Below are 12,989 nucleotides of genomic sequence, written 5' to 3' on the forward strand. Positions count from 1 at the left end.
CGCGATGAGCAACGACGATCGTACCCAATTCATGCCGACGCCCGGTGGCCGTGGCGCCGATCCATTCCGCCCGGACCCTGGCCGTCCGGACCCGGGGCGTCCACAGCCTGCGCCGCTGTCGATGCCGGCCGCGCCGGTCCTGACCGGCAAGGCCGAGGGCCTCAACCCGTTGGAAAGCGCCGCCGGCCCGCTGTTGGCCCTGCTGACGCGCCTGCGCAACACCATCGCCCACCCGGCGCCGGCCAGTTTGCGCGCGCAACTGCTGGCCTACCTGCGCCAGTTCGAAGAGCGCGCCGAGGCCGCCGGTGTGGTGCGCAACGATGTGTTGCTGGCCCGCTACGCCTTGTGCACCGCGCTGGACGAGGCGGTGTTGAGCACGCCGTGGGGCGGCACCAGCGACTGGGGCAAGCAAAGCCTGTTGATCACCGTGCACAACGAAGCCTGGGGCGGCGAGAAGGTGTTCCAGCTGCTGGAGCATTGCCTGCAAAGTCCCCGCGAGCGCCTGTACCTGCTGGAGCTGTTGTACCTGTGCATGTGCCTGGGTTTCGAGGGGCGCTACCGGGTGATGAACGACGGTCGCAGCCAACTGGAAGCGTTGCGTGAGCGCACCAGTGCGGTGATCCGCAGCGCCCGGGGCGACTACGAGCGCGAGCTGTCGCCGCACTGGCGCGGTGTCACCGTGGCCCGTGACCGACTGGCGCAATTCATGCCGCCGTGGATCGCCGTGGCCATCGGCGCGGCCTTGCTGCTGGCGCTGCTGTTCGGCCTGCGCATGAAACTGGCCTCCGATGCCGAGCCGGTGTTCAAGAACATTCACTTCCTGGGCGAAATCCCGGTGCAGACCATCGACCGCCCCGTGGTGCAGCCGAAAGTGGTCGAGCGCCCACGCCTGGCAGGTTTTTTGGCCGATGAAATCCGCGCCAACCGGATTGCCGTGGAAGACGCCGTCGACCGTTCGGTGGTGACCATCCGCGGCGACGAATTGTTCGCCTCGGGCAGCGCCAGCATCAAGGACGATTTCCAGCCGCTGATGCTGCGCATCGCCGATGCGGTGCGCAAGGTCAAGGGCCAGGTCCTGGTCACCGGCCACAGCGACAATCGGCCGATCGCCACCCTCCGGTTCCCGTCCAACTGGGCGTTGTCCGAAGCGCGGGCCCAATCGGTGCTGCAAATCCTTTCGGCCAAGACCGGCCAGCCCGAGCGCTTCAGCGCCGAAGGCCGCAGCGACACCGAGCCGTTGGCGTCCAACGCCACCCCAGAGGGGCGTGCGCGCAATCGTCGGGTTGAAATCACAGTATTGGCGGAGGGGGTCGAGTGAAGGCGTTTTTCAGTTTTATGACCCGCTGGGTCATCCCGTTGCTGGGGCTGATTGCCCTGAGCCTGATCATCTGGTTCGTCGGCCCGCTGCTGGAGTGGCTGGTGCCCGAAGGCCGCCGCTGGGCCTTGATCATCCTGGTGTTCGCGGTGTGGATCGCCTACCGGGTATTTCGCATCATCCAGGCGCGCCGTCAGGCCGCCGAAGTGATGCGCAGCCTGGCCGCGCAAACCCCGCCCGACCCCACCAGCATCGCCACCTTTGAGGAGCTCGAAACCCTGCGCCAGCGGATGGACGAAGCCTTGGCCCTGCTCAAGAAAGCCAAGCTGGGCGGTGATGAGCGCCGCAACCTCTACGAGCTGCCGTGGTACGTGATCATCGGCCCGCCGGGTTCGGGCAAGACCACCGCGCTGGTCAACTCCGGGCTGCATTTCCCCCTGGCCGCGCAACTGGGCGCCGGTGCCGTGCGCGGTGTCGGCGGCACGCGCAATTGCGATTGGTGGTTCACCGACCAGGCGGTCCTGCTCGACACCGCCGGGCGCTACACCACCCAGGACAGCGACGCGACCATCGACAAGGCTGCCTGGCTGGGTTTCCTGGGGCTGTTGAAAAAGCAACGGGCCCGACGCCCGATTGACGGTGCGTTCATCGCCATCAGCCTGTCCGACCTGCTGCTGGGCAGCGACGCCGAGCGCGCCGCCCATGCCGCGGCGATTCGCTTGCGGATCCAGGAGCTGTACACCCAGCTGGGCGTGCGCTTCCCGATCTACCTGATGCTGACCAAGCTCGATCTGGTGCCCGGGTTCATGGAGTATTTCGATACCCTGAGCAAGGAAGAGCGCGCCCAGGTCTGGGGCATGACCTTCGCCCTGGACGATGGCAAGAGCAACGACAGCCCGCTGGCGCACCTGCAAAGCGAATTCACCGGCCTTGAGCAGCGCCTCAACGACCGTCTGGTGGAGCGCCTGCAACAAGAGCGCGACCCGGCGCGGCGCGACCTGATCTATGGCTTCCCGCAGCAGTTCGGCGCCCTGAAGGATTGCCTGCAAAGCTTCCTCGAAGGCGTGTTCAAACCCAACGCCTTCGAAGAGCGCGTGTTGCTGCGCGGTGTGTATTTCACCAGCGGCACCCAGGAAGGCAGCCCGATCGACCGCCTGATCGGCTCCATGGCCCAGAGCATGAACCTGGACCGTCAGCACCTGGCGCGCCAGACCGGCACCGGGCGCAGCTACTTCATCGAAAAACTTTTCACCGCCGTGGCCTTCGCCGAGCGCGGGCTGGTGGGCGTCGACCCGAAAGTCGAGCGTCGGCGCAAGTGGATCGCCCGCGGCGTATTGGCTTCCACCGTGGTGCTGGTGCTGATGGTCAGCACGTTGTGGTGGGTCAGCTACCGTGCCAACCAGGCCTACATCGCCCAGGTCGATCAGAAGGTCGCGCCATTGGGCCAGACCGTGCAGAACCTCAGCCCGGCGCAACGGGATGTGCTCGCGGTGTTGCCCTTGCTCAACGCCGTGAAACACCTGGCCGACGACGCCCCGAGCTGGGCCGAAGGCCTGGGCCTGTACCAGGGCGACATGCTCGAAGCCGAGTCCGGCAGCGTCTACCGCAAGTTGCTGATCGCGGTGTTCGCGCCACGCCTGCTGACGCGCATCGAAGAACAACTGCACAGCGGCGGCAATTCGGATTTCCTCTACGAAGGCTTGAAGGCCTACCTGATGCTCGCCGACACCGAGCATTACGACGCCGACTTCATCAAGGCCTGGATCGCCCTGGATTGGGACCGCAGCCTGCCGCGGGACTTGCCGGCCGAGCAGCGCCAGGCCCTGACCGCGCATTTGCAGGCGTTGTTCGAGCGGCGTCCGCCCCTCGCGCGCCTGGACCTGCGCCTGGTCGAAGACCTGCGCCGCCAGTTGCAGCAATTGCCGGTGGCCCAGCGGGTCTATGACCGGATCAAGCGCCAGAAACTGCCTGAAGGCATCCCGGACTTCCGCATCAACGAAGCCGCCGGGCGTGACGCGGCGCTGGTGTTCAGCCGCAAGAGCGGCAAGCCGCTGGGCGAACCGCTGAGCGGGTTCTTCACCGTCAAGGGCTACCGCCAGGGCTTCTTGCTCACCAGCCTGAGCCAGACCGGCACCCTGGCCGAAGAGCAGTGGGTGCTGGGCTTTGAGCAAGCCGATCAGCAGAACGTCGCCAGCTTGGCCGCCGATGTGCGTCGCTTGTACTTCCAGGACTACCTGCGCCAATGGGACGCCTTGCTCGCCGACATCGACTTCGTGCCGATCACCAGCGTGGCCCAGGCCGCCGATGTGCTGCGGGTGATTTCCGGTCCGACCTCGCCGCTGAAAAAACTGCTGGTGGCGGTGGCGAAGGAAACCGACCTGCAACAGGATGAGCGCCTGCTGGCCGCCCAAGGTGCGTCGGTGGAAGGCAGCGTGGACAGGCTCAAGGAACACCTGGGCAGCTTGCTCGGCCAGGAGCAGGCGACGCCAAACGCGCCAGCGGCGAGCGATGACCCGATCACCGCGCACTTCGCCGAGCTCAACAGCATCGTCAGCAAAAGCGAAGGCGAGCCGGCGGCCATCGACGGTCTGTTGGCCGACATGAACGCTCTGTACGTACAGGTCAGCGCCATGGTCGGGGCCAGCGGCGACGCCTTGCTCGGCGAAGCCAAGAACCAGGCCACGGCCGCCGCCACGCGGGTCAGCCTCAATGCCGAACGCCAGCCACCGCTGGTGCAGGGCCTGGTCAAGTCGGTGGTCAACTCCACCACCAACAGCATGATGGGCGGGGTGCGCAACCAACTGAACGCCGCCTGGACCAGCGAAGTGGTGAACATCTATCGCCAGTCCCTGGCCGGGCGCTATCCGATGTCGCCGGGCAGTGCGCGGGACGCGACCCTGGACGATTTCGGCCAGTTCTTCGGCGTCGGCGGGGTGATGGACAACTACTTCCGCAAGTACCTGCAACCCTACGTCGACACCTCGACGCCGACCTGGCGCTGGCAGCCGGGCGCGGCGCAGAAGCTCGGCATCTCCCCCGGCGCGCTGCAGACCTTCCAGCGTGCGGCGACCATCCGCGATGCGTTCTTCCGTTCCGGCGGCACCCAGCCGATGGTGCGCTTCGAACTCAAGCCGGTGGCGATGGACTCCACCATCACCCAATTCCTGCTCGACCTCGACGGCCAGCAGTTGAGCTACGACCACGGCCCGAGCCGTCCGACCGCCATGCAGTGGCCGAACCCGGGCAGCATCGGCGTGGTGCGGATCTCCATCATGCCGCCGTCGTCCAGCGGGCGTTCCGGCATCACCCTGGACGGGCCGTGGGCCTGGTTCCGCTTGCTGGAGCAATCGGACCTGACCGCCGGCAACTCGCCGGATCGCTTCAACCTGCGGCTGCGGGTCGATGGTGCCAGCGCCTCTTACGAGCTGCGGGCCAACAGCGCCTTCAACCCGTTCAAGAGCCGGGTGCTCAGCGGCTTCAGCCTGCCGGAGCGGCTATGAGTACGCCGGGCTTCTACGGAAAGTTGGCCAGCCGCGGCGACTTCGTCAGCCGTGGCTTGCCCCAGGGGTTTATCGGCCCGTGGGATTCGTGGTTGGCGGCGGGTTTGCTCGCCAGCCAGAGCAGCCTCGGCGAGCGCTGGCTGGATGCTTATCTGGTCAGCCCGTTGTGGCGCTTCATGGTCGCGCCGGGGGTGTGTGGCCCGGACGCCGCCTGTGGGGTGGTGATGCCGAGCATCGACCGGGTCGGCCGTTATTTCCCGCTGACCGTCGCGGTGCTGCTGGAGCCCGACGCGGACCCGGCGTCCGTGGTGGGCGGTGCGGACGAGTGGTTCGAGCGGGTCGAGAACCTGTTGCTGAGCACGTTGAGTGTGGAGGCCAGTTTCGAGGCGTTCAACGAACAGCTGGAAACCCTCGGTAGCCCGATGTACCTGCCACGCACGTCGAGCAGCCGTTTCGCCAGCCTGCATCGCTTCGATGCCACCGACCCGCAGCGGCGCATGAGCGCCCTGGCCGAGGCGGCCTGCGAAGGCGCGAGCCTGTGGTGGGGCCAGGGATCGGAGCGCATTGCCCCGGGTTTGATGCGCTGCCAGGGATTGCCGGCAGCCGCTGATTTTGCGCAATTTTTGCTCGGCCAAGAAGGTGTTGTGTAGATGCGTCCAAGTGCCGGAAAAGCAATCAAGTCTGCAAGCAAGAGCCATGTCGGGATGGTTCGCCAGGTCAACGAAGACGCCTGCCTGGACCTGCCGGAAAACGGCCTCTGGGTGGTGGCCGACGGCATGGGCGGGCACGCGGCGGGCGATTACGTCAGCAGCCTGATCGTCGACAGCCTGCGCGGCATCGCCGTGGGGCGTTCGCTGGACGAATACGTCGCGGCGCTGCAGAGCGACCTGCTACGGGTCAACGCCGCCGTGCGGGAAGAAACCGCCAACCGTGGCGTGACCATGATGGGCAGCACTGTGGTGGTCCTGGCCGCCCGCGACCTGCGGGGCATGTGCCTGTGGGCTGGTGACAGCCGCCTGTATCGCCTGCGCGACGGCGTGCTCGAAGGCATCTCCCGGGACCACAGCTACGTCCAGGATCTGCAGGACAGCGGCCTGCTCAGCGAAGCCGAGGCGCGGGTGCACCCGCGGGCCAACATTGTCACCCGGGCCATTGGCGTCGAGGCGCAACTGAACCTGGCGCTGACCGAACTGCTGCTGGTGCCTGGCGACAGCTACCTGTTGTGCAGCGACGGGCTGACCAAGACCGTCGAGGACGAGGAGATCCGCGAGGTACTGAGCCACGACGAGCCCGGCGAAATCGCCAGCAGCCTGGTGTCCCTGGGCCTGATGCGCGGCGCGCCGGACAACATCACCGTGGTGGTCGTGAAGGTGCCGTCATGAGCTTGACCCTGAACATTGTCATCCCCGGTTACGACATCGAAGGGCCGATCGGCGAAGGCGCGATGGCCAGCGTGTACCTGGCGACCCAGCGTTCGCTGGAACGCAAGGTAGCGTTGAAAGTGATGGCGGCCGCCCTGGCCGCCGACCCGACGTTCTGCGAGCGTTTTTTGCGCGAAGGCAAGACCCTGGCGCGCTTGTCGCACCCGCATACCGTCACCATCCATGACATCGGCAACATCGGTGAGCTGTATTACATGGCGATGGAGTACCTGCCCAACGGCACGCTCAAGGAGCGCATCGCCGCGGGCCTGACGCCGGAGCAGGGCCTGACCTACATCCGCCAGATCGCCTCGGCCCTGGGGTATGCCCACGGTTTGGGCCTGGTACACCGCGACGTCAAGCCGGCCAACATCCTGTTCCGCGCCGATGGCACGGCGGTGCTCTCGGACTTCGGTATCGCCAAGTCCCTGGACGACCGCACCCAGTTCACCCAGGCCGGCTTTGCCGTCGGTACGCCCAGCTACATGAGCCCGGAACAGGCCCGTGGGCAAGACATCGACGGTCGCGCCGACCTGTACGCCCTGGGCGTGGTGCTCTACGAAATCCTCGTCGGCAAACTGCCGTATATCGGCAACGACGCACTGTCCACGGCCCTGGCGCACCTGACCGAACCGTTGCCGGAGTTGCCGGTGCACCACGGCCGTTACCAGGACGTGTTGCGCAAGCTGTTGGCGAAGGACCCGGCGGAGCGTTTCCCGGACGCGGCGGCGTTGCTGCGGGCGCTGGATAACCTGCCTGAGGAGTCGTCGGAAGCGACGTTGATCCGGCCGTTGTCGTTGCAACTGCCGACCACCCCGCCTGCGGTGGATGACTTGGCGGGCTTGACGCCCATGTCCATCGACATTCCCAGCGGCCCGGCTTATTCACCACCGCAGCCACAGTCGCAGTCCAAGCCCGTTCCGCCGCCGATAAAACCGACGGCTCAATCCTCGGTGTCGGAGCAACGCAAGGGCCCGGTGTTCGCCCTGGCCGCCGTCGCGGTCGCCGTGGCGCTGGCGTTGGGTGGCGCCGGTTATTGGTGGTTGGCCGGTGACGATGGCAAAGAAGTGAAGACGCCGGTGGCCACGACCACCTCGGTCAAGCCACCGGAAGTGACGCCGCCGAAGGCGCCGGAAGTGCCAGCGGTCAAACCGCCTGTTGTCCCTGCGGCCCAACCGCCCATGGCGACCGAGGCTGACGGCGGCCAGCGTCCGCTGTTGATGGCCGGCAAGAAAACCCTGTTCCAGCGCGTGCTCAGCAAGCCGGGGGCGAAGCTCGCCGAGGCGCCGGGTGCCGCGCCGGGCAAGGCACTGCCGGCGTTTTCGGTGTTGTACGTGTATCAGCGCAAAGACGTCGATGGCAGCGCCTGGGTGCGGGTCGGCGCGGCCACCGACGGGCGCAGCGACGGCTGGTTGCCCGCCGCCCAGGTCAGCGACTGGAAGCAAAGCCTGGTGCTCAAATTCACCGAACGTTCCGGCCGTGCGCCCGTGATGTTCCTGCGTCAGCCTGGCGAAGTGGAAAAGCTCCTGGCTAACCCATCGGCCGCCAAGAACGTATTGCTCAAGGCCCAGCAGAACCCGCAGGACGACCAGCAAGTGCTGGCCCTTGAGCCGGCCGCCAGCGCGGTGCCGCAGAGCCAGTTCTATCTGTTGCCGATCTTCGATTCCCGCGAAAGCCTCGATGAAAACGGCCAGCCGGTGCAGTTGCTGAACGTGGCGTCCATCGACCCGGGCAACACCCCCAAGGCGGCGGACAACACGCCAATCACCACCGCCAACGCCGACGCGTTCCGCACCGCCGTGGTGCTGGTGGTGGACACCACCGTGTCGATGCAGCCCTACATCGACCAGGTGCGCGACGTGGTCCACGAACTGCAAACCCGCATCGCCGAGCGCGGCGAGTTGGACAGCGTCAGCTTCGGCATGGTGGGTTTCCGCAGCAGCATCAAGAAAACCCCGGGCCTGGAATACGTCGCCAAGACCTTGATCACCCTCGAACAGGGCCGCGACCCGCAGCGCTTCATGGCGCTGGCGCGGCAGGTCAAGGCATCGACGGTGTCGAGCCATTCGTTCAACGAAGACGCGTTCGCCGGGGTCATGGAAGCCGTCGAAGGCATGGACTGGTCCGGTTACGGTGGGCGCTTGATCCTGTTGGTCACCGACGCCGGTGCCCTGCGCAAGAACGACCCATTTGCCGCCACGCAAATGAACGAGGCCGAAGTGCGCCAGGCGGCGCTGGGCAAGCAGATCAAGATCTACGCCTTGCACCTGCTCAGCGACGCGGGCAAGAAAACCCATGCCGGCGCCCAGAGCCAGTACCGCACCCTGACCGCCGACGCCAACCCGCAGATCGGCGACCTGTACATTCCGGTGCCGGGCGCCGACGTGCGCAAGTTCGGCGAGCGGGTCGACGAGATCGGTTCGGTGTTCGCCGACCTGGTGCACCAGGTACGCAGTAACAAACCGCAAGCCGTGCCGCTGTTGAGCGCCGCGCCGAGCCTGGCCGACAAGTCGGCCGCGGTCGGCTACGCGATGCACATGGATTTCCTGGGGCGCAAATCCGCCAGCCAGGCACCGCAACTGGTCAGCGCCTGGACCGCCGACCGCGACCTGACCAACCCGGCGCTGCCGGCGTTCCAGGTCTGCGTGATGCTGACCAAGCTGCAACTCAACGACCTGCAGCAGTCGCTGAAGCTGATCGTCGACGCGGCTCGCAAGACCCAGAGCTCACCCAAGGATTTCTTCCAGGAAATCGCCAGCGCCAGTGCCTACATGAGCCGCGACCCGTCGGCCCTGCGCAAGGGCGGCAACCTGGCCGACGGCGGGATTCTGGGCGAGTACCTGGAAGGGCTGCCGTACCGCAGCAAGTCGCTGAACATGACCCAGGATTTGTGGCTGTCCTTGAGTGTGGCCGAGCAGGAAGATTTCATCGACGAGCTGGATTCGAAAATCCGCCTCTACGAAACCTTCCACAACGACCTCGCCAACTGGGTGCGCTTCGGCGACGCCGAGCCGGGTGATGCCTTGTACCGCGTTCCGTTGTCGACGCTGCCGTGATGCTGACCCTGAACGCCGTGCACAAAAGCCGGGGCGCCGGCAGCCAGCGCTACAGCCTGGTGATTCCACGGCTGCAATTGCGCGGCGGTGAACAACTGGCGGTGGTCGGCCCCAGCGGTTGTGGCAAGAGTACGTTGCTGGATCTGCTGGCGCTGGTGTCGGCGCCGGATCAGGCCGGGCAGTTCGACTTCACGCCCGCCGACACGCCGCTGGACATCGCCAAATTGTGGCGTGCGTCGCAACAGGGCACCTTGGCCGAGCTGCGCAGCCGTTACCTGGGTTATGTTCTGCAAACCGGCGGCCTGTTGGGCTTCCTGGATGTGCGCGGCAACATCGCGTTGTCGCGCAAATTGCTGGGCTTGAAGGATGACGCAAGCGTGACGCGCCTGGCTGGGCAGTTGGACATCGCCGATCAACTGGACAAGAAACCGGCGGACTTATCCGTCGGCCAGCGCCAGCGGGTCAGCTGTGCCCGGGCGTTGGCCCATGGGCCGCGCCTGCTGCTGGCCGATGAGCCGACCGCCGCCCTCGACCCGCTGAACGCCGAGCGCGTCATGCAGTTGCTGGTGGCCCAGGCTCGCGAACACGGCGTGTGCTGTGTGGTCGCCACCCACGACGAGGCGCTGGCCCGCGCCAGCGGTTTGCAGGTGCGCCGCATCAGTTGCCGTCGCGATGCCGACGGCGGTGTCACCGCCACCCTCGGGGAGGCTTGCTGATGCGCGGCGCTCTGGTGGCTTCCCTGGCCTGGCAGGATTACCGCAACGATGCCTGGCTGTCGGCCTGCTCGGTGCTCGCGCTGGTGGCCGTTGTCGCGCCGCTGCTGGTGTTGTTCGGCCTGAAGTTCGGCCTGGTCAGCAGCCTGACCGAGCGCTTGCAGAACGACCCGGCCACTCGGGAAATCATCCCCTTGGGCGGCGGTCGCTTCAGTGCCGAATTCATCGAACAGTTGAGCCAGCGCGGCGACGTGGCCTTTGCCTTGCCGCGCACCCGCCAGATCGCCGCCACGGCGGAGCTGAGCAGCGAGGCCTCGGCCGTTACGGTGGAGATGATTCCCACCGCGGCCCACGATCCCTTGTTCGAGCATTTGCCGGTGCCTCAAGGCCTGGATCAAGTGGTGCTCAGCCAGACCGCCGCTGAAAAGCTCGGCGCCAAGGCCGGCGATTGGGTGCAGGCCAGTTTCGGCCGGCAGGTGGCCGGTCGCAGCGAGGCGCAGCGCACCCGCGTTCAGGTCTTGCACGTGCTGCCCTTGGAAGCCTTCGCCCGGGACGGCCTGTTTGCACCGCTGGCCTTGCTGGAGGCCGCCGAGGATTACCGCGATGGCCGCGCCGTGCCCGCGTTCGGCTGGCCGGGCGATGCGGTGAGTGTGGCCGGGCAACGGGTCTACCCGGCGTTTCGTTTGTATGCCCGCAGCCTCGGCGACGTCGAGCCGCTGCGTCAGTATTTCGCCGGGCAGAACCTGCTGGTTTCGACCCAGGCCCAGACCATCGCACAAGTGCAATCGCTGAGCCGCAATCTGTCGATCGTGTTCTGGATCATCGCCGGGCTGGCCTTGGCCGGCGCGTTCGCGGCGATCTTTGCCGGCGCCCTGGCGGCGGTCGAGCGTAAGCGTCGGGAGCTGTCGGTGTTGCGCCTGCTGGGGGTTTCCACGGCGGCGCTGTTGCTGTTCGTGGTGTTGCAGGCGCTCTACAGCGCCACGTTTGCCGCCTTGCTGAGTGCCGGCCTGTATGGCCTGGCGCAGTCGGGCCTCAATTATTTATTTGCGCAGATGCCGGGTGAGTACGCCAGTCATCTGCTGGTGCGTCATTACACCTTGGCCCTGCTGGCCGTGCTCGGCGTCAGCGCCGTCGCGGCGGCTTGCGGTGGCTGGCGGGTGGCGCGCATCCAGGCGTGTGAAGGAATTCGCGATGTATAAGTTATTGGGCGCCGCCGTGGCGCTGAGCCTGGCCAGCATGGTCTGGGCAGATGAAGGCACAGACAAGCTGGACAACCCCAAGCCGTTGCCCGACGACGTCAGCCTGCCGCTGCCGTGCGAAGGCCAGATGGTGTTTCGCTATGTCTACATCCTCGCCCAGGGCACCCTGGATGACCGCGAGATCAGCCTCGGTTACCCGTTCAGCGAAGGCGAGGCGGGTTATCAACAGTCGTTCATTTCCGGCTACCGGCGCGACTTCATCAACGGCCAGTTCACCCTCAAGGACCTGCCCACGGACTGGAACAAGACCATCACGCCGTTGATGCCCAAGACCGACGCCAAGACGCCGCTCAAGCCGATGCTGTACTTCATCGGCAAGTACGAGGTCACGGCCCGCCAATACGCCCAGGTCATGGCCCAGGCGCAATCGCTGGCCAGCGGCGAAGCGGCGCCGGCCTGCGAAACCCTGCAAGCCGATTTGCCCCAAGGCGTGGCGGGGCGTTTGCCCAAGGTGAAACTGTCGAAGTTCGAGGCCGAGCGCTTCTCGGCGGTGTACAGCGCCTGGTTGATGAAATACCACAAGGACCTGCTGCCGGTGAGCGGTCGCGGCACCTCTGCCGAAGACGGCGGGTTGGGTTTCGTGCGCTTGCCGACGGAAGTCGAATGGGAATTCGCCGCCCGCGGCGGGCAAGCCGTCAGCCGCCAGGACCTGGAAGGGCGCCTGTTTCCCCGGCGCCTGGAAGGCAGTGAGAGCGACGGGCCGCTGGCCGATTGGGCGGTGTTCAACCAGGTCGCCGGTGGCACCGGCCAGGCAGCGCGGCTGATGCCCATCGGCACCAAGCTGCCGAACCCCATCGGTCTGTTCGACGTGGTGGGCAACGCGGCCGAGATGGTCCAGGAATCCTTCCAGTTGGTGCACGCCGGTCGCCGCCAGGGCGCCTATGGCGGCTTCGTGGTCAAGGGCGGCAACTACCTGGAAGGCGAGGGCACGTTGTTCACCGGGATGCGTCGCGAGTACCCGCTGTTCGCCGCCGACGGTACCGAGCAGAGCAACGAAACCACCGGCTTCCGCGTGGCCGTTGGGGCGTTGTCGGCGCCGCGTTCACGCTACAAGGAGTTGTTCGCCCAATGGCAGAAAGAAGGCCGCCTCGCGTCCCTGACCGACGCCATCGATGACGCCGACGACCCGACCAAACGCCTGGACAGCATCATCGCCGCCAGCGCCGACCCGCGCCTGCAAGCCGAACTGGGCCTGGTCAACGAAGAGCTCAAGCGCAACGTCTCACTCATCGCCCAGCAACGCGAAGAAGCGGCGGGCAACCTGATCCAGTCGTCAGCCCTGGTGGCCGAGACCGTCAACAACTACAACATCCGCCTGACCAATCTGCAGAACAGCCGGCAGGCCGCGCTGGATGCCAAGGATGAGGCCAGCGCGCAACTGTTCGCCACGGCCATCGACAACGGCCGCAGCGCGCTGGATGGCGCGGTGGCGATCTACATCGACAACCTGGCCACCGGCACCCGCTACACCGATGCCGTGATCCAGGCGCAGTTCCAGCGCATCAAGGAAGAGTTGGAACGCAAGCCGGTACTGGGCAAGAGCCTGGTGGCGCGCGCAACGTTATTCGTTCGTCATGTCGGGGATTATCGTCAGCAAAAACGAGCCGACCCGGCGGCGATATTGAAGGAATTGCTCGCATCGAGCGCTCAGCGGTCTTGAGCGTTCGTTGTCAGCGAGCTTGGAAGGGACTCAGGCGGCGATAGCGCCGCGCTGAGCTTGGTCAA

Annotated in this window: 8 protein-coding genes; all 8 read left to right on the plus strand. The window is 66.2% G+C overall.

The window, feature by feature from the left end; all coding sequences use genetic code 11:
• Positions 1-4 precede the first annotated feature (4 nt).
• From BM321_RS14775 to BM321_RS14810, 8 genes are read left to right on the plus strand one after another with little or no spacing between them, the layout of a single operon-like run.
• On the plus strand, positions 5-1,318 hold the full coding sequence (locus BM321_RS14775; RefSeq protein ID WP_072407488.1) for a DotU family type VI secretion system protein: 1,314 nt from the start codon (positions 5-7) through the stop codon (positions 1,316-1,318).
• On the plus strand, positions 1,315-4,815 hold the full coding sequence (tssM, locus tag BM321_RS14780) for a type VI secretion system membrane subunit TssM (protein ID WP_092442976.1): 3,501 nt from the start codon (positions 1,315-1,317) through the stop codon (positions 4,813-4,815). The genes BM321_RS14775 and tssM overlap by 4 nt, the downstream gene beginning before the upstream one ends.
• On the plus strand, positions 4,812-5,465 hold the full coding sequence (gene tagF, locus BM321_RS14785; protein WP_092334081.1) for a type VI secretion system-associated protein TagF: 654 nt from the start codon (positions 4,812-4,814) through the stop codon (positions 5,463-5,465). The genes tssM and tagF overlap by 4 nt, the downstream gene beginning before the upstream one ends.
• On the plus strand, positions 5,466-6,197 hold the full coding sequence (locus tag BM321_RS14790) for a PP2C family protein-serine/threonine phosphatase (RefSeq protein WP_092334079.1): 732 nt from the start codon (positions 5,466-5,468) through the stop codon (positions 6,195-6,197). It abuts the gene before it with no gap.
• Complete coding sequence (locus tag BM321_RS14795) at positions 6,194-9,292, plus strand: serine/threonine-protein kinase (RefSeq protein ID WP_092442977.1); 3,099 nt, start codon at positions 6,194-6,196, stop codon at positions 9,290-9,292. Before BM321_RS14790 ends, BM321_RS14795 begins: the two co-directional genes overlap by 4 nt.
• A complete protein-coding gene (locus tag BM321_RS14800; protein ID WP_092442978.1) occupies positions 9,292-10,008 on the plus strand; it encodes an ABC transporter ATP-binding protein in 717 nt (238 codons plus the stop codon). Before BM321_RS14795 ends, BM321_RS14800 begins: the two co-directional genes overlap by 1 nt.
• Positions 10,008-11,204: an ABC transporter permease gene (locus BM321_RS14805; RefSeq protein WP_092442979.1), complete on the plus strand. Its 1,197-nt coding sequence runs from the start codon at positions 10,008-10,010 to the stop codon at positions 11,202-11,204. The genes BM321_RS14800 and BM321_RS14805 overlap by 1 nt, the downstream gene beginning before the upstream one ends.
• Positions 11,197-12,924, plus strand: coding sequence for a formylglycine-generating enzyme family protein (locus BM321_RS14810; protein WP_092334071.1), 1,728 nt, complete (start codon positions 11,197-11,199; stop codon positions 12,922-12,924). The genes BM321_RS14805 and BM321_RS14810 overlap by 8 nt, the downstream gene beginning before the upstream one ends.
• Positions 12,925-12,989: the final 65 nt, after the last annotated feature.

Source organism: Pseudomonas sp. NFIX10 (assembly GCF_900111955.1).
Classification (GTDB): Bacteria; Pseudomonadota; Gammaproteobacteria; order Pseudomonadales; family Pseudomonadaceae; genus Aquipseudomonas; species Aquipseudomonas fluorescens_AA.

Coding starts and splice junctions, on each gene's coding strand:
- BM321_RS14795 (WP_092442977.1), top strand. CDS start 6,194: ATGAGCTTGACCCTGAACATTGTCATCCCCGGTTACGACATCGAAGGG.
- BM321_RS14810 (WP_092334071.1), top strand. CDS start 11,197: ATGTATAAGTTATTGGGCGCCGCCGTGGCGCTGAGCCTGGCCAGCATG.
- BM321_RS14775 (WP_072407488.1), top strand. CDS start 5: ATGAGCAACGACGATCGTACCCAATTCATGCCGACGCCCGGTGGCCGT.
- BM321_RS14805 (WP_092442979.1), top strand. CDS start 10,008: ATGCGCGGCGCTCTGGTGGCTTCCCTGGCCTGGCAGGATTACCGCAAC.
- BM321_RS14790 (WP_092334079.1), top strand. CDS start 5,466: ATGCGTCCAAGTGCCGGAAAAGCAATCAAGTCTGCAAGCAAGAGCCAT.
- tagF (WP_092334081.1), top strand. CDS start 4,812: ATGAGTACGCCGGGCTTCTACGGAAAGTTGGCCAGCCGCGGCGACTTC.
- BM321_RS14800 (WP_092442978.1), top strand. CDS start 9,292: ATGCTGACCCTGAACGCCGTGCACAAAAGCCGGGGCGCCGGCAGCCAG.